At 68.3% G+C, this 14,552-nt stretch carries 17 protein-coding genes and 2 pseudogenes; 10 read left to right on the forward strand and 9 right to left on the reverse strand.

Going from position 1 to position 14,552, the window contains the following annotated elements; translation table 11 throughout:
- Positions 1–23: 23 nt before the first annotated feature.
- Complete coding sequence (locus EXE58_RS15650) at positions 24–776, reverse strand: response regulator transcription factor (RefSeq protein ID WP_135268736.1); 753 nt, start codon at positions 774–776, stop codon at positions 24–26.
- Positions 777–953: 177 nt separating this feature from the next.
- Between EXE58_RS15650 and EXE58_RS15655 the strand changes: the two genes are divergently transcribed.
- Positions 954–1,256, forward strand: coding sequence for a hypothetical protein (locus tag EXE58_RS15655; protein ID WP_244242252.1), 303 nt, complete (start codon positions 954–956; stop codon positions 1,254–1,256).
- A gap of 14 nt (positions 1,257–1,270) precedes the next feature.
- On the opposite strand, the gene EXE58_RS15660 is transcribed toward EXE58_RS15655, so the two are convergent.
- Together EXE58_RS15660 and EXE58_RS15665 are read right to left on the reverse strand one after the other, a co-directional pair.
- A complete protein-coding gene (locus tag EXE58_RS15660) occupies positions 1,271–1,525 on the reverse strand; it encodes a hypothetical protein (protein ID WP_135268737.1) in 255 nt (84 codons plus the stop codon).
- A 25-nt stretch (positions 1,526–1,550) separates the two neighbouring features.
- Positions 1,551–1,877, reverse strand: a complete 327-nt coding sequence (locus EXE58_RS15665; RefSeq protein WP_244242253.1) for a WhiB family transcriptional regulator — start codon at positions 1,875–1,877, stop codon at positions 1,551–1,553.
- 92 nt (positions 1,878–1,969) lie between these two features.
- Here EXE58_RS15665 and EXE58_RS15670 point away from each other — a divergent pair, with 92 nt between their 5' ends.
- Positions 1,970–3,373: an MFS transporter gene (locus EXE58_RS15670; protein ID WP_135268738.1), complete on the forward strand. Its 1,404-nt coding sequence runs from the start codon at positions 1,970–1,972 to the stop codon at positions 3,371–3,373.
- The gene (locus EXE58_RS20140) at positions 3,373–4,236 is read left to right on the forward strand and encodes a DedA family protein (protein WP_135268739.1); all 864 of its coding nucleotides are present in this window, start codon (positions 3,373–3,375) and stop codon (positions 4,234–4,236) included. Before EXE58_RS15670 ends, EXE58_RS20140 begins: the two co-directional genes overlap by 1 nt.
- A gap of 280 nt (positions 4,237–4,516) precedes the next feature.
- Here EXE58_RS20140 and EXE58_RS20145 read toward each other — a convergent pair.
- Positions 4,517–4,696: pseudogene (locus tag EXE58_RS20145) on the reverse strand (helix-turn-helix domain-containing protein); the annotation flags it as partial.
- A 101-nt stretch (positions 4,697–4,797) separates the two neighbouring features.
- Here EXE58_RS20145 and EXE58_RS15685 point away from each other — a divergent pair.
- Complete coding sequence (locus EXE58_RS15685; RefSeq protein ID WP_135268741.1) at positions 4,798–5,862, forward strand: MFS transporter; 1,065 nt, start codon at positions 4,798–4,800, stop codon at positions 5,860–5,862.
- Here the strand turns inward: EXE58_RS15685 and EXE58_RS15690 are convergent.
- A pseudogene (locus tag EXE58_RS15690) lies at positions 5,809–6,422 on the reverse strand (dihydrofolate reductase family protein). The gene EXE58_RS15685 and the pseudogene EXE58_RS15690 sit on opposite strands and share 54 nt — an antisense overlap.
- 143 nt (positions 6,423–6,565) lie before the next feature.
- Complete coding sequence (locus tag EXE58_RS15695; protein WP_135268742.1) at positions 6,566–7,057, reverse strand: winged helix-turn-helix transcriptional regulator; 492 nt, start codon at positions 7,055–7,057, stop codon at positions 6,566–6,568.
- A gap of 159 nt (positions 7,058–7,216) precedes the next feature.
- On the opposite strand from EXE58_RS15695, the gene EXE58_RS15700 reads away from it, so the two are divergent.
- Positions 7,217–7,576 (forward strand): YciI family protein, encoded by a 360-nt coding sequence (locus EXE58_RS15700; RefSeq protein WP_135268743.1) that lies wholly within the window; start codon positions 7,217–7,219, stop codon positions 7,574–7,576.
- Positions 7,577–7,621: 45 nt separating this feature from the next.
- On the opposite strand, the gene EXE58_RS15705 is transcribed toward EXE58_RS15700, so the two are convergent.
- Positions 7,622–8,104, reverse strand: coding sequence for a MarR family winged helix-turn-helix transcriptional regulator (locus EXE58_RS15705; protein WP_135268744.1), 483 nt, complete (start codon positions 8,102–8,104; stop codon positions 7,622–7,624).
- A 133-nt stretch (positions 8,105–8,237) separates the two neighbouring features.
- On the opposite strand from EXE58_RS15705, the gene EXE58_RS15710 reads away from it, so the two are divergent.
- Entirely contained in the window at positions 8,238–8,831 is a 594-nt protein-coding gene (locus EXE58_RS15710; protein WP_135268745.1) for a GNAT family N-acetyltransferase, read from the forward strand.
- A 500-nt stretch (positions 8,832–9,331) separates the two neighbouring features.
- Here the strand turns inward: EXE58_RS15710 and EXE58_RS15715 are convergent, their stop codons facing one another.
- Complete coding sequence (locus EXE58_RS15715; RefSeq protein WP_135268746.1) at positions 9,332–10,894, reverse strand: CHAP domain-containing protein; 1,563 nt, start codon at positions 10,892–10,894, stop codon at positions 9,332–9,334.
- A gap of 511 nt (positions 10,895–11,405) precedes the next feature.
- Between EXE58_RS15715 and EXE58_RS15720 the strand changes: the two genes are divergently transcribed.
- From EXE58_RS15720 to EXE58_RS15735, 4 genes are all read left to right on the forward strand, one after another.
- Complete coding sequence (locus EXE58_RS15720) at positions 11,406–11,927, forward strand: hypothetical protein (protein WP_135268747.1); 522 nt, start codon at positions 11,406–11,408, stop codon at positions 11,925–11,927.
- A 103-nt stretch (positions 11,928–12,030) separates the two neighbouring features.
- Positions 12,031–12,678 (forward strand): DUF305 domain-containing protein, encoded by a 648-nt coding sequence (locus EXE58_RS15725; RefSeq protein ID WP_135268748.1) that lies wholly within the window; start codon positions 12,031–12,033, stop codon positions 12,676–12,678.
- Between the two features lie 371 nt (positions 12,679–13,049).
- On the forward strand, positions 13,050–13,400 hold the full coding sequence (locus tag EXE58_RS20150) for a hypothetical protein (protein ID WP_244242255.1): 351 nt from the start codon (positions 13,050–13,052) through the stop codon (positions 13,398–13,400).
- A gap of 123 nt (positions 13,401–13,523) precedes the next feature.
- Positions 13,524–13,859 (forward strand): hypothetical protein, encoded by a 336-nt coding sequence (locus EXE58_RS15735; protein ID WP_135268750.1) that lies wholly within the window; start codon positions 13,524–13,526, stop codon positions 13,857–13,859.
- Between the two features lie 143 nt (positions 13,860–14,002).
- On the opposite strand, the gene EXE58_RS15740 is transcribed toward EXE58_RS15735, so the two are convergent.
- The gene (locus EXE58_RS15740) at positions 14,003–14,407 is read right to left on the reverse strand and encodes a four-helix bundle copper-binding protein (RefSeq protein WP_135268751.1); all 405 of its coding nucleotides are present in this window, start codon (positions 14,405–14,407) and stop codon (positions 14,003–14,005) included.
- Positions 14,408–14,552: the final 145 nt, after the last annotated feature.

Genomic DNA, 14,552 nt, shown 5'->3' on the forward strand with positions numbered 1-14,552 from the left:
CCGGTCAGGGCGCGCGGGTGACCTCAGGCCCGATCCAAGCGGTAGCCGATGCCCCGAATGGTGCGCAGCCAGGACCTGTCGGAGTGCCTGCTCACCTTGGCGCGGAGGTTGGCGACGTGGACGTCGACCAGGTGGTGGTCGTGGACCAGCGGACTGTTCCAGATGGCGCTGACCATCTCCTCGCGGGTGCACACCGTCCCGAGGCGCTCAGCAAGGTGGGCGAGGATCTCGTACTCGATGCGCGTGAGGTCGAGCGTCTTGCCGTCGATCTGGACCTCGCGGCGATCGGCGTCGACGAGCAGACCGGCACCGCAGTCGATGACGGCTGACCGGGTATCGGCGGAGCGGTCCGGCTCCGAGCCCGCTGGACGGTCGGGTTCGGTGCTGGACCCGTCCGGTCCGACGCTGCCGCGCGGTCGCCGGAAGAGGGCGGCGACCCGAGCCCGTAGCTCGCGAGGCGAGAACGGCTTGACGATGTAGTCGTCGCCGCCGACCTCGAGCCCGACAAGCCTGTCGATCTCGTCGGTACGGGCGGACACGATCACGACGTAGCAGTCGTTGGTCTCGCGAAGATGCCGCAAGACCTCGATGCCGTCCATCTGCGGCAGGGTGATGTCGAGCGTCACGAGGTCGGGCGGGCGGCTGCGCGCAGCCTCGACGGCGGCTCGCCCATCAGCGGCGCAGGTCACCTCGAAGCCCGCCGCAGCGAGTGTCTCCTCGATGACGGAGGCGATGTCGGGGTCGTCCTCCACCACCAGAGCGTGCAAGCCTTGCATCGGGCCTCCCGGCACGTCGTCGTCGTGCTGGGGTGCGCAGGAGCACGAAGCCCTCCGGGAAAGATGCCACCTTGCAAGCCATCTGTTGCGCAGTCCTGAGTGTAAGCCCTGGGCGTGCGTGACACGTGCAAACCTTTGCGAGCGCGCGTGGGGGCGCCGAGCGTAGGGTTCAGGCGAGTGACCGGCGACGAGGCCTCCGCCCGGGAGGTCGGTGACGGTCGAGAGGCGGACGTCATGACGACGTCGAACGGGTCCGCGGCCGGAGTGGTTCTGCGTGTGAGGCTGGTCAGCGGCGACAGCATCGACGTCACCTACGAGGACCCGGGCGCGGAGGACGACGATGCGCTGGTCGACCACGTCGTGTCCACGCTGTCGGGCGATTCAGGCGTCCTGCGTTGCAGGCACGGCGACCGTCTGCTGGTGTTGTACGCGAGGGGAGTGGCCGTCATCGAGGTCGCTCCTCGTGGCGCCGTCCTCTGAGACTGCTCCGCCGATCACCGCTGACGTCTGGTGCTGAACATCGCGCGGTACATCGCGAGCTCGTCGCGCATCCGGTAGGGCATCGGGCTTCCTTGGCGGGACAGCGCGGCGGCGTACTGCTCCAGTGCCTCCAGCAGCACCCGTTGCTCGGCAGCGACCGGCGCGGACCCGGGCGCGGCCCTGAGGCGTCGTGCGTCTTCGACCTCCGAGCGTGCTGCGCTGACGGCCCTCAGCAGCACCGACAAGTTCGTGGAAGTCTGATCGGTCATGGTGACGCCTCTCGTTCAGGCGAGCCTACGCCACGCTCCCCGCTGACCCTGCTTGTTCGGTCTGGTCGCGCCGAGGTCGACCGCGATAGCGCTTCCGAGCCACCAGGGTGCCGCTCTCGAACAGCTCTCCACCCCACACTCCCGACGCGCCCTCGGTGTTGAGGGCGACGTCCAGGCACGGCCTCAGGATCGGGCACGTCCGACACAGCGCCTTGGCGCGGCGGGCCGTCTCGGCGTTCTTCGGGAACCAGAGCTCCGGATCGTGGTGCTGGCACGGCATCCGGATCTCTTCTTCGGACTCCTCGACGAGTGCAGCCAGTCGTGCGGGCTCCTGCATCGGTGGATCGAGCATCACACCTCCAATGTGCATTGTCAGACACCAGTGTTCAAGTTAAGGTGCCGAGCAATACCCGAACACCGATGTTCAAGTTAGCAGGAGTTGAGATGGACGAGAAGTCGTTTGCGGCAGAGCCGGACGGAGCGGCGACACCCGTCACAGATGCCCATCCGCAGCGCTGGCGACTGCTTGCGCTGCTCGGCGTGGCCCAGCTGATGCTGATCGTCGACGTGACAGTCGTGGCGATCGCGCTGCCCCGGATGGGTGCGGACCTGGAGCTGAGCAGATCGGCGCTCACCTGGGTGGTCAGCGCCTACACGCTGGCCTTCGGCGGCCTGCTCCTCCTGGGCGGCCGGCTCGCCGACCTCTGGGGGAGCAGGGTCGTGGTGCTGACAGGCTTGACGATCTTCACCACTGCCTCGTTGGTCACCGGACTCTCGGGGAACGCGGAGGTCCTGATCGGTGGTCGAGTCGGGCAGGGCCTCGGCGCCGCCTTGATGTCGCCTGCCGCGCTGTCCCTGGTGGTGAAGCTCTTCGACGGCGAGGAGCGCAACAAGGCACTGGGCATCTGGTCGTCCCTCGGTGGCACGGGCGCTGCACTGGGCGTCCTGCTCGGAGGTGTGCTCACCGCCGGTCCCGGATGGTCGTGGGTGTTCTACGTCAACGTCCCGATCGGTGTGGTGATCCTGCTGGTCCTCGGGCAGACGCTCGAGAGCGATCGACCGAGGGCCGCCACCGCTCGGCTGGACGTCGTGGGTGCACTGCTGGTGACCCTCGGCACCGGCAGTGCGGCGTACGGGCTGATCAACGCAGGTGAGCGCGGGTGGTGGTCCGGTGCGACGCTGCTGCCCGTGGGGGCGGCTGTCGTCCTCTACATCGTCCTCGCTGTTCACCAGAGGACAGTCGACGCCCCGCTCATCGACCCCGCGCTGCTCGGTCGGCGTTCAGTCGCGACGGGAACGTTCCTCATCATGGTGGCCACGGCAGTGATGATCTCGCTGTTCTTCATCGGCACCTTCTCGTTGCAGCACTTGCGCGGGTTCGGTGCGTTGGCCACCGGTCTGCTGTTCCTGCCGGTCGCCGCAGGCAGCATCGCCGGAGCCAACGCGGCCGGGAGGCTGATCGGCAGCCAAGGACCGCGGCGTGTCTCCGCGGTCGGCATGCTCCTCGCTGCGGCCGGGAGCGGCGTTCCGCTGCTCATGGACGGCAGCGCGATGCTGGTGGTCGGCATGAGCCTGGCTGCTGTAGGGCTCGGCGCGGTCTTCGTGGGTGCGTCGGTCACCACGCTCTCCCACGTCGGACACCACGAGGCAGGGATCGCTTCTGGCGTCCTGAGCACCTTCCACGAGCTCGGGGCCGCCCTCGGGGTGGCTGCCACCTCCAGCCTCGCGGCGGCCAGTATCAGCGGCGCGAGCGACGACGGCATCGCCAGGGCGCTCGCCGGAGTCGTGGCAGTCTCACTCGTCGCCGCGGCGCTCGTGTCCATCGTGATGCGCAGACCCGAGGTCTGATGGGAGCACAGTCGGAGGCAGGCGCGACCGATGGCGGCGAGCCGACCGGGGGAGTGCGCCGATGGCTGTCTGTGCCGTGGCCCGAGAGGTACCGGCTGTGGGAAGGCAGAGCCACGCGCGCCGACAGGTTCCTGGTCGGTGCGTTCATCGGCATCGTGGTGCTCGGCGTCGTGACCCGGCCGCTGAAGCCGTTCCTGCTCGCCTCGCACCCGGTCGCGCTGGAGCTCCTCACGGGTGACCTGATGGCGGTCGGCGCCGCAGCCGCCTTTGCCCGCGTGGGTGAGGCCCCGCTGTGGCTGGTGGTCGTCGCCGGCATCGTGGGCATGGCCAAGTTCGACTGGCTGATGTGGTGGGCCGGGCGGCAGTGGAACGTCCGCATCGTCGAGGTCTTCACCACCCGTGAGCGAGCACGGCAGTACGTCCAGCGCGCGGCGGGGCTGAGTCCCTGGATCCTGGGCGTGGCCGTGGTCGCGGCCGTCCTGCCCGGCATCCCGACGCCCATCGTCTACGCCATCGCAGGCATGGCCGGAATGCGGCTCGTCACGTTCGTGCTCTGCGACGTCGCTGGTGCCGTGCTCGTGACCAGCCTGGTCGCCGGCCTCGGCTACTCCCTGGGCCACCGCGCGGTCGACGTGGTCCTGCTCATCGACAGGTACGCCGGTCAGGTCAGCCTGGGCGTCATCGTGGCGATGTTCGTGGTGCCTTGGCTGAAGAGGAGGTGGCGAGCGCGCTCGAGGGGTCGGCAGGAGGACGGAGGGCCCCGAGGGCGGACGCGACGACGAGCCGCGCTGCTTCGCTGGGCGAGTGCTCGCCCCTGTAGACGGCCCCGGACGCCCCGTGCAGGATGCTCTGGACAAGGGTGACCTGCCACGCCACCGGCATGTCGTTGCGGAAGCACCCGGCTCGCCGACCGCGACGCAGGAGCGTGCGCATGCGTGTGACGGCCTGCTCGTGCGCCGCCTTGAGATCGTGGGGCTCCAGTGTCTTCTCGGCAGCCTGGACGAGGGCACCGTGGCGATGAGTCATCCGCCAGGAGGCAGCCAGCAGCCGCTCCATGGCCTCCACGGGGTCACCGCCGAGGTCGACACCGCCGACCTCCTCCTCCGTACGTGCCATGGCTTCGTCCAGAGCTCGCGCGATCAGTGTCGCGCGCGAGTCGAAGTGGCCGTAGAGAGTCACCCGCCCCACCCCTGCCTCGCGTGCGATCTCGGCAAGGCTGGAGTCCGGATCGCGCGCCAGGCAGCGGGTGGCGGCGTCGAGGATCGCGGCGACGTTCTTGCGCGCGTCGGCGCGTTTGGGGGAGGTGTCCGACTGCTGCTCCATGCGGCACAGTCTGACCCATCCGTGCCATCTCGGACGTCGGTGTTCCAGTTCCGTGATGTCGGGCTGGGCGGGGTCAGTGCCTCTCGTCCTGGTTCGGCGGAGTGCTCGGGGCCCGGGTGCCGCGGGCGGTGCTGCTCCAAGGGTCGGCGCTTGGTGCCTCCCTCACGCAGGCCTTCATAGCGTCGAGCCTGATCGGTGGCTGGTCCAGCATCACCCTGCTCGGTGCCGTCGGCATGCTCAACGGGGCGCTGTCGGCCCTGAGCGGGCCGTCGTCGGCCGCCCTCACCCGGCAGACCGTGCCCGCCGAAGTCCTGCCCTCGGCCGTGGCTCTGAGGCGGTTGCTGCAGAACACCGCCATGATCATCGGTTTCGCCGGAGCCGGCATCCTCGTCGCGGTGGCGGGCTCGGGGTGGGCGATCGCCGTGGACGCCGTGACGTTCGCGGTGGCGGCGGCCTGCTTCCACCGTCTCGACGTCCCGCCGACCACGGCGTCGGGACAGGGGTCGCTCCTCCACGACCTAGGGGAGGGCGCGCGCGAGGTGGCCCGACACAGCTGGTTGTGGGTGCTGATCCTCCAGGCGACGCTGTACCACCTGTTCTACGGCGGCGTTCAGGGTGTGCTCGGACCGATCGTGGTGCGTGACACCTGGGACGAGGTGGCCTGGGGATGGGCACTGGCCGCGCTGATGTCAGGCTTCATGGCAGGGGGCCTGCTGTCCCTTCGCTTCCGGCCGCGCCGCGGTCTGTTGGTCGGGACAGTGCTTCTCGCGCTGACCGCGTGCTTCCCGGCCGCCATCGCCCTCGGGGGAAGCATGACGGTGCTGCTCGTCGGCGCGTTCCTGCACGGCTTCGGACTCGAGATCTTCTCGGTTAACTGGGACCTGTCGATCCAGCAGAACATCGCTCCCGACAAGCTGGCGCGGGTCTACGCCTTCGACCTCATGGGCTCCTTCCTCGCCCGGCCGGTGGGGCTGGCGCTGGTCGGACCCATCAGTGCGACCACTGGCGTCGTGCCTTGGCTCTGGGTGTGCGCGGCTGTCATGGCCGGAGGATCGTTGCTGGTCGCCTTGCTCCCGTCAGTACGTCGGCTGGAGCGGACTCGTGCGGGATCATCAGGCGCCACGGCGGACGCCGCTGGTGTCGCCGCCCCCGCCCCTCCGGCCTGAGGGACTCGTGTCGTACCGCGTCAGGACCACCCCTCCGGGGAAGGTGCGCGTCTCCACGAGGCTCAGGCTCACCGGGTGGTCCAGCGCTGTGAAGAACGGCGTGCCGCCCCCACCAGGACCGGGTGGGTGACGATGGCGTACTCGTCGATGAGACCGGCCCTCGCGGCCACGGCGGCGAGGTTGGCCCCGCCGATGTCCATGGGGCCGCCGTCCTCGGTCTTGAGTCGCTCGATCTCGGCGATCGCGTCACCGAGGGCCATGCGCGCGTTCCAGTCGACCTCGGTGATCGTCGAGGAGAAGACCACCTTCGGCATGTCCCGCCAGCGGTGGGCGAACTCTGTCGCTGCCGGTGTGGCACCAGGCTGTTGGTCGGCGGTCGGCCAGTGGGAGCTCATGTTCTCCCACAGCATCCGCCCGTACAGCGCCGTGCCGGTCGCCGCCACACGGTCCGACCACCACTGGAACAGCTCGTCGCTCGGCGTGCCCCAGCTGATGTCGCCGCCGGGTGCTGCGATGTAGCCGTCCAGGCTCACGTTCATGCCACAGGTCAGTCTCCGCATCGTGCCAGCCTCTCGATCGTCGTACTCCGGAACGAACCAGCCCGGGTGGACCGTCGTCGCTGTCGCAACGAACGGGCGGCGGTGAAATCGACAGTGTGGGCGCAAGAGTGCGGCGGCACCCGCTCAAGGGCACCCGGGGGGAGTCAGGCGAGGGAGAGGCGCAGCGCACCATCCGTGGGGGCATGACCGCCGAGGTGCTCGGACCTCAGCTCGTCCATGAAGCGTGCCTGCAGCTCCGGTCCGCCGTCGTCCAGCGCCTCGGCGATGGCAGTGGTGCTCGGATCGACGGGAAGCCACCTGGAGGCCCACATGCTGATGGCGACGAGCACGGGCAGGAAGTCGATGGCTGGTTCGGCAAGGCAGTAGTCGAAGCGCTGGGCGTGCGTCGGGTCGGCGCGCTTCGTCAGCATCCCGGCAGCGGTGAGCTTTCTCAGCCGTCCGGACAAGATGTTCGTCGCGATCGACTCGGTGGAGCCGGCGAGCAGCTCCCGGTAGTGGCGCGGCCCGCCGAATGCGAGGTCCCGCAGGACCAGCAGGCTCCATCGGTCACCGAGAAGCTCAGCGGTGAGGTTGATGGGGCACCCGGACCGAGGAGTGGCAACTGCCAGTCTGGACATTCCATCCGCTTGCGTCATGCAATCAGTTTACGTCGAGACGCCCACTCGTCGACAAGGTGCAGCGAACCGGATCGGGAGTGAGATCAGGGTGGGTTAATCCGTTTGCATCATGCAAGCGGTCTTGCCTACGGTGATTCCGCTTGCAAGGTGCAAGCGGGTGTGCTGAAAGGTGATTCGATGCCGCGCTACGTGTTGGTCAACCGATTCCGTGAGGGTCAGGGTCCTGTGGAGGGATCGCCTGCGCATGACGACGAGATGAGGGACTGGGGCCTGTTCAACAAGTCCCTGAGTGACTCCGGGGACCTCGTCTGGTCCCTGGCTCTGGACGATGTGCAGCACGCGACGGCATGCACGTCGGACGAGCGCGGCCGGCCTGTTCGGCTGTCGGGTCGAGACGCCACTCCCGAGGGCATGTTCGCCCTCTACCTGGTGGAGGTGGCCGACGCGTCAGCTGCCGAGCAGTGGGCCGCGCGGATGCCGACGGCGGCGTACGGCGCTGTGGAGGTGCGAGCGGTGATGAGCGAGGAGCACGGGTGAGTCGGCGACGCGAGTGGTCAGGACCCCTGGCGGCTCGGGGTCACCTCACAGGTCGACCACGATCTTTCGGAGGAGCTCAGCAAGCTGGTTCTTCTCGGCATCGGTCAGTGGAGCAAGGACCGCAAGCTCGCGCTGCTCCTCCCGCTCGAGCATCGTCTCCACGTGACGGTGCCCGGCCGCGGTGAGAGCGACGGTGACGCGCCGACGGTCCACGTGGTCGTGGTGGCGCACGACATGGCCCCGGTCCTCCAGCAGTGCGAGGCGACTCGAGATCGCTCCGCGGGTGAGGCCGAGCTGCTCTGCCAGCCGGGATGGGCTCAGCTCATAGGGCGGGCCCTGCTTGCGCAGGGTGAGCAGGGTCTTGTACTGCCACAGGGCGGACTCGTTGGCGGCGAAAGTCTCGGCTCGTCCGGCGTTGACGTGTCCGGCGATGCGGTCGATCCGGGAAAGGACCTCTTCCTTGACGGGGTCGAGCCACGGCAGCTCCTTCACCCAGACATCGACGTGGCTGTCGACTGCATCGTGCATGCGCGGACCCCACCTAGTTTGAGGGAAAAATCATTTTGTCGCGAATTGTTTCACACCTCACTACCGTGCTCGTCATGATGGCGACGGCATCACTCCCGGCCGAGGTCGGCCTCCCGATCGAGGAGCAGCGAACATGAGTCGCTTCAGCGTGAAGCTCCCGCTGGTGACCGATCGGCTGAGAATCCGGCCGTTCGACGGCGAGCGCGATCTCCTGGCCTTCCACGCCTACAGGTCGCTTCCGGAGGTGTGCCGCTACGCGCCCATCGAGCCGGCCACGCGCGCCCAGATCTCCAGCAGGCTCGAAGGCGACACCTACACGCGCTCCGAGCTGCGCGAGGACGGCGATGCGTGGATGCTGGCAGTCGAGGAGACGGCCACCGGCGAGATGATCGGGGACGTCATCTTGTTCTGGCGCAGCACCGCGCACGAGCAGTGCGAGGTCGGATGGACGATCAATCCCGCCGCCCAAGGGCGCGGCTACGCCACCGAGGCCGCTCGTGCCCTTGCGGGAGCGGCCTTCGAACACATGCCCGTGCATCGGCTCTCCGCGGTCATCGATGAGCGCAACGAGGCCTCGGTCAAGGTGGCCCGTCGGCTTGGCATGCGCCAAGAGGCGCGACGAGTGGACTGTGAGTGGCTCAAGGGACAGTGGGTGACGCTCACCGAGTGGGCGGTGCTCGAGCACGAGTGGGCGATGCTCCGGGAGGAGCACCAGGTGGCCCGATGAGCCAGCGACAGTCCTCGACCGCGCGAGCTCAGGTCATTCCAGAGGTGGTGCCACACACAAGAACCGAAACGTCCCTGGACGCTGAGGGCAGTCCAGGGACGTTTCGTAGGTGAGACGCGGATCAGTAGGCGAACCTGCAGGTCAGCGAGACCACCGGATCAGATGTCGTAGTAGCACCGAAACTCCACTCGTGCTGATGGCGGATTCCCGCTGTTTGCGCAGGTCAGAACCGCATTGTGCCAGGTTCCGTTGCCGTCACAATCGGTTTCGTAGCCGTCTGTGAAGACACGTTTCGGGGGAAACTCGGGGGAAGACCGCCGACTGTCACCCCCCAGCCAGTGCGGCGAGGCTCCCACCCTCGAGCACCGAGCGGACGGACGAGGACCCTGCCGTTGCGGGACGGCCGAGGTCTGCCGTCCAGACCAAACCGCGGTCCTGCTGTCAGGCGCCAGCACGAGGAGGGTCAGGCGCCACGTCAGGGGCGCCACACGCAAGTGCAGCTAGCGGCGGCCGGGCACGTCGATGGTCGAACGGGAGACTGCGGGTTGGACGAGGTCGGTACCGCGGTAGCGCACGACCAGCGGCTTCGTGCCAGAGCCCAGCTTGCGCACGACCAGTCGGGCGCGTCCGTGGGTGAGCTGCCCCTCGACGACCCGTCCGCCGATTCGCACCGACACCACGCCTTCCGGTCGGCGTACGCCGGGAGCGCGCACACGCACGTCGACAGCGACGCGTCCGCGGCGTGCGTCGGAGCGGACCCGCATGGTGGGAACTGTCGTGATCGAAGCCGACAGCGGAACGGTGTCGGTGGTGGCACGGAAGTTCCGTTGGGTCAAGGTGACTTCGACTGCGAGGCTCCGACCGACGTCCTTGCGCCGGAGGGTGTACCTCCCGTTCCTGGCCTTGGCGATGGGTTGTCCGTCTCGTAGCCACCGGTAGGTGGCGGAGGCGTTGCTCGGCCGTACGACGCCCGGCCGGGCGACCAGGGTGCGCCCCACCTCGGCTCGGCCCGTGATCGAGAACGGCCGGGTGATCGTGACGGGCTTGGCCAGGACGGGCCCGGTCTCCACCGCGTCCGAGATCGACTTCCGGTAGCCCTTCGCGGTCCCGGTGACGCGCGCGCTGATGCGGCTGCCGACGTGGTCCCGGGTGAGCACGAGGGTCGTCCCGTTCTCGCCCCGGAGCGGAGCTCCATCGGCGAACCACTGCGTCTTGGTCCTGGCTGGCTGTGGCGACCAGGAGGGCGCGCTGAGCGTCAGCGTCTGGCCCACCTCCGGGTTTCCCTGGATGGCTGGGAGCCCGGCGGCCTGAAGGAGGCCGGGGGCCACGGCCTCGGTCGTCAGGACAGCCACTCCCGGGGAGTAGCCCTCGAGGGCGGCAGTGACTTCGACGGCGAGTGCCTGGCCCTTGACCTCGGGGGTGGGTACGTAGGTCGTGCTGGTGGCGCCGGGGATCGCGACCCCGTCGGCGAGCCACTGGAGCGCGACCTGGGTGGGTGCGGGGGACCACGTCCCTGTCGACACCTCGACTGGAGCCCCCACGACGGGCGCTCCGGCGATCGCCGGTGCGGTCGTCGCCTCGACCGCGCGATCGTTGAAGTGGATGAAGCCTCTGGGCCAGCCCGACCCGGTCTGGGTGATGCGCCGCCAGTGGAAGTCGCCGCCCCAGTAGTCCTCCGAGACGATGATCTCGGTGGGGGAGATGACCTGCTCCACGTAGGCGACGTGTCCGGCAGGTCCGGCGGGGGAGACGTTGGCCGGGTACCACGCCACGGAGCCGACCCGCGGGACCTGGTCCATGAGGGAAGCCATCTCCACGCCCCAGTGGCGCGCGTTGCCACCTCCGTCCCACGGGCGACTGTTCGGCATGCCGTTCTGGATCAGCCGGTAGGCGACGTAGTTGGTGCAGTTGTGCCCTGCGTACATGCGCCAGTACATCGTCGAGGATGCCTGTTTGTAGCCGGCGTGGGTGTAGCCCGCCGCCTGGCACTCCGCGTACCCCGTGCACAGGTAGGTCGATCCGCTCAGGCTGACCTTCACCATTGACTGGGGGAGTGCCAGCAACGCGACGACCGTCAGCAGCGCAAGCCAGGTCGTGCTCCGGACAACGCGGCGCCCGATGCATAGCGTGCTCGACCAGGCGTTGAGTGACGCTTGTGACTGCAGGGACAACTGTGGCTCATGGGGCACGATGAGAGAGCCTATGAGCCGTTCGTCAAGCGCGCCACGCCGATGAAGGAAGAACAATCATGTAATTCTCAGACCGAGTTACGGGAAACCTCTTGGGCCTTCCTCGGGCATCCGACGGATGAACTGCACGTCGCGGCGGCTACGGCCGTAGGCGCCCTCCATGGTGCCGTGGTGAGCAGGCAGATGAAGATCGCCAGCCGGCTGCGCCCGCTGGTTGCAACAAACGCACGGCTCGGGGACGCCATGTCGGTCCTCGGGGAGCTCGGTCTCCAATGCCCTGAGGGATCGGTCAGCGGCTGAAGATCCAGAAGCGTCATCGTCAACGCGCTGCGCCGACGGACCCACAGGCCGGGCTGAGAACGGATGCTCCGTACCATTGACAGCGATGATCACCGTGGCCGCGACCGTCGGCACCCGCAGGCCCCTGCGGGCGCCGACGGCTGCGCGGGCCGCGAGCCCCATGGGACTTGCCGTGCTCATTGCCGCGCTGGTCGTGGGCATCCTCGGCATGCACGCCCTGGCCAGCCACGGCACCCCCGCAGCTCCGGCGGCGTCGAACGCGACGAGCATGACCGGCACGACCTCTGATCACCACCCGGCGATGCCCTCAGTGGACTCCCATGAGGGGCATGTCCCCTCTGCTGGGCCGCACTCCACGGACGCAGTCACCGGGGGTGGCGGCGACCCCGGCTCCGGCCCGGGTCACGACATGGCGAGCATGGTGATGCAGTGCATCGGCATGCTCGCCGCCGCCGCGCTGCCGTTGCTGGCGCGTCTTGCGGTCGGCTTCGTCCGTCCGCTTCGACCGGCCGTGTTCCTCCCGGCCGACGTCCTCGAGCGGACGTTCCACTGGGTACGCAGCACCGGCCCGCCCTCGGTGTGGCAGTTCTCCGTCATCAGGTGCTGACAGGCCCTCCACCCCGGTCACCGCTGCGCGCCACGGGCAGCCGCGCGCCGGGTGTAGCCGTTGCCTGCCCCACCCGCATCTGACACACATCCAGGAGAACCCCATGCTCAGCAAGACCAGGACCCGCACGCGCGCCCTCGGCGCCCTCGCGCTCACCCTCACCCTCGGCGCCGGCCTCTCCGCCTGCGGAGACGACACCGACGCCGGCGGTGCCGGCGGCTCGGCCGAGGTGAGCACCACCGAGCACAACGACGCCGACGTCACCTTCGCCAGCGACATGATCACCCACCACGCCCAAGCACTGTCGATGGTCGACCTGACCCTCGACCGGCCCTTGGACCCGGAGGTCCAGGCGCTCGCCGAAGACATCCGGGCCGCGCAGGGCCCGGAGATCGAGACGATGGCGGACTGGCTCACCGAGTGGGACGAGGAAGTGCCGGAAACCATGCGCGATCACGCCAACGCCGGCCACGACATGGGCGACATGTCGGACACCATGGACGACATGGGCCACAGCGACATGCCGGGCATGATGACCTCCGAGGACATGGACGCCCTCGAGAACGCCTCCGACGAGGAGTTCCAGGACATGTGGCTCGAGATGATGGTCGAGCACCACGAGGGGGCAGTCGAGATGGCCGAGACCGAGCAGGAGGACGGTCAGTTCAAGGACGCCGTCGAGCTCGCCGGCCAGATCATCGACGCCCAGAACAAGGAAATCGAGACCATGAACGGCCTTCTGGACTCCTGAACCGGAGGCAGGCGGACGTCACCCGCACATCGGCGACGTCCGCTCGGCTCGGCTTCCCCTTGCCCACCGCCTCGTGGTCCTGCGCCCGCTCGCACGCTGCGCCTTGGCCCACCCGCACAGAGAAGACCCTGATGAATAGACCCACCCACGTACAACTGGCGGCCGTCGCCGTCACAGCCGCCCTGTCCCTGACGCTGGGTGCATGTAGCGACCAAGACCCCAGCACCGCCAGCACTCGCTCGAACTCCGCCGGCGTCTCGGACTCGACCGGCTCCGGGGACGCCTCTCCGGACAACACGTCAGTTCCGCCGTGGCCGGCGCCCAGCGACGTCCGAGAGCGCGTTGCGGCCGCTGGGCTCGACCTCGGCCCGATGGGCACGGCCGAGCACTACCACCCCGTCCTGAGCATCGACATCGCTGGACAGCCGGTGCCCCTGCCGCCCAACATCGGGGTCGACCCGACCACCGGCGCCATGTCCGCGCTCCACACGCATGAAGGTGACGGCACCATCCACATCGAGGCCCACTCGGTCGGCGAGAAGTTCACCCTCGGCCAGCTCTTCACCCAGTGGGGCGTTGCCCTCACGCCCACGCAGGTCGGCGGAGTGAAGGCGCCCGTCGGCCAGAAGGTCACCGTCACCAGCAACGGCACCCGGTTCCCAGGGGACCCAGCCGACCTTCGGCTTGAGCCCGACCAGCGCATCAAACTCACTGTCGGGTGAACGACAGCACTGACGCCCGTCGACGTGTTCCCGTCGGTCACGACGCCTGTGCCAGGAACTGCTCCCAGCGCTTCAGGGGTGGAGTTGGTTGCGCAGTCGCTGAAGGCCGTCACCGTCCGTGCCATGACCGAGAACAAGACCCTCACCCTGACCCTGTCCATCCCCGCGCCGCTGACCACCCATCTGTGGTCGAGCGCCGCGCCCAACTTCATCTCCGACCAGCCCGACCGCTTCTGGACCTACGACTACCCGGAGCTGCCGGATCCGCACTCGCCGATCTTCCGCAACGGGACGATGATGTGGACGGAGAGCATGTCTGACGCTCTGCTCCTTCGTGCCTGTGAAGACCAGCTCGGCCACGCCACCACCCTTCTCTTCGACGAGGCGGGCTTCTCAGCTGGGCCAGTCATCCTCTGCAGCCGTCCCTTCTACGCCCAGGAGGAGGGCAAGATGCGCTGAGCGGCGTGCCAATCCACAGCACCACACCAGCCCCCTCTCGTCCACGCGAGAGGGGGCTGGCTTGTTCAGCGGGAGGCCGCGTCGGTGCAGGCCATGTCGTCGGACACCCGGACGGTGCCGTCCGAAGCTGCGGTCTCAGCACCTCAAGCGAGCGACCCGAGAAGGTCCCGGCAGGCTTTTTCGCAGCGTCGACAGGCCTCAGCACAGATTCGGCAGTGCTCGTGCATGTCGGCATGGCTCTCGCACTCGTCGCCGCAGGCCTTGCAGGCGGTCGCACAGGCCTCGAGGAAGGCGCGGGTCACATTGGCGTCGTAGCCGGTGTGTCGCGAGAGCGCGTTGCCGGTGGCCAGGCAGATGTCTGCACAGTCCAGATCGGTGCGGATGCACTTCGCGAGTTCAGCGACCATGTCCTCGGCCAGACATGCGTCGGCACACGCGGTGCACACCTGCGCGCACTCGAAGCACGCCGCAATGCACTCGGCCAGTTTGTCCCTGTCGATCTTGCCGACGTCCTTGGGGTAGGCATCCAGCATCTTCGTGTGAGCCATCAGTCTCCTCCATCCATGCGTGTCGCCGACCGGCGACGCACATCCTTGTTTGTTGCCAGGTCCAGATAGCCGTACCCATTCGGCTCGTTCCGACCAGCCGTCTCGCGCACAGGGCCTCTGCGACCCGATGGCTGACAGGAGGCGA

This window comes from Nocardioides seonyuensis, from assembly GCF_004683965.1.
GTDB lineage: Bacteria > Actinomycetota > Actinomycetes > Propionibacteriales > Nocardioidaceae > Nocardioides > Nocardioides seonyuensis.

What these genes read in the sequence shown, in the direction of transcription:
- EXE58_RS15650 (WP_135268736.1), bottom strand. Translation starts at nt 776, where the DNA reads ATGCAAGGCTTGCACGCTCTGGTGGTGGAGGACGACCCCGACATCGCC.
- EXE58_RS15660 (WP_135268737.1), bottom strand. Translation starts at nt 1,525, where the DNA reads ATGACCGATCAGACTTCCACGAACTTGTCGGTGCTGCTGAGGGCCGTC.
- EXE58_RS15665 (WP_244242253.1), bottom strand. Translation starts at nt 1,877, where the DNA reads ATGCTCGATCCACCGATGCAGGAGCCCGCACGACTGGCTGCACTCGTC.
- EXE58_RS15670 (WP_135268738.1), top strand. Translation starts at nt 1,970, where the DNA reads ATGGACGAGAAGTCGTTTGCGGCAGAGCCGGACGGAGCGGCGACACCC.
- EXE58_RS20140 (WP_135268739.1), top strand. Translation starts at nt 3,373, where the DNA reads ATGGGAGCACAGTCGGAGGCAGGCGCGACCGATGGCGGCGAGCCGACC.
- EXE58_RS15695 (WP_135268742.1), bottom strand. Translation starts at nt 7,057, where the DNA reads ATGACGCAAGCGGATGGAATGTCCAGACTGGCAGTTGCCACTCCTCGG.
- EXE58_RS15700 (WP_135268743.1), top strand. Translation starts at nt 7,217, where the DNA reads ATGCCGCGCTACGTGTTGGTCAACCGATTCCGTGAGGGTCAGGGTCCT.
- EXE58_RS15705 (WP_135268744.1), bottom strand. Translation starts at nt 8,104, where the DNA reads ATGCACGATGCAGTCGACAGCCACGTCGATGTCTGGGTGAAGGAGCTG.
- EXE58_RS15710 (WP_135268745.1), top strand. Translation starts at nt 8,238, where the DNA reads ATGAGTCGCTTCAGCGTGAAGCTCCCGCTGGTGACCGATCGGCTGAGA.
- EXE58_RS15720 (WP_135268747.1), top strand. Translation starts at nt 11,406, where the DNA reads ATGATCACCGTGGCCGCGACCGTCGGCACCCGCAGGCCCCTGCGGGCG.
- EXE58_RS15725 (WP_135268748.1), top strand. Translation starts at nt 12,031, where the DNA reads ATGCTCAGCAAGACCAGGACCCGCACGCGCGCCCTCGGCGCCCTCGCG.
- EXE58_RS20150 (WP_244242255.1), top strand. Translation starts at nt 13,050, where the DNA reads ATGGGCACGGCCGAGCACTACCACCCCGTCCTGAGCATCGACATCGCT.
- EXE58_RS15735 (WP_135268750.1), top strand. Translation starts at nt 13,524, where the DNA reads ATGACCGAGAACAAGACCCTCACCCTGACCCTGTCCATCCCCGCGCCG.
- EXE58_RS15740 (WP_135268751.1), bottom strand. Translation starts at nt 14,407, where the DNA reads ATGGCTCACACGAAGATGCTGGATGCCTACCCCAAGGACGTCGGCAAG.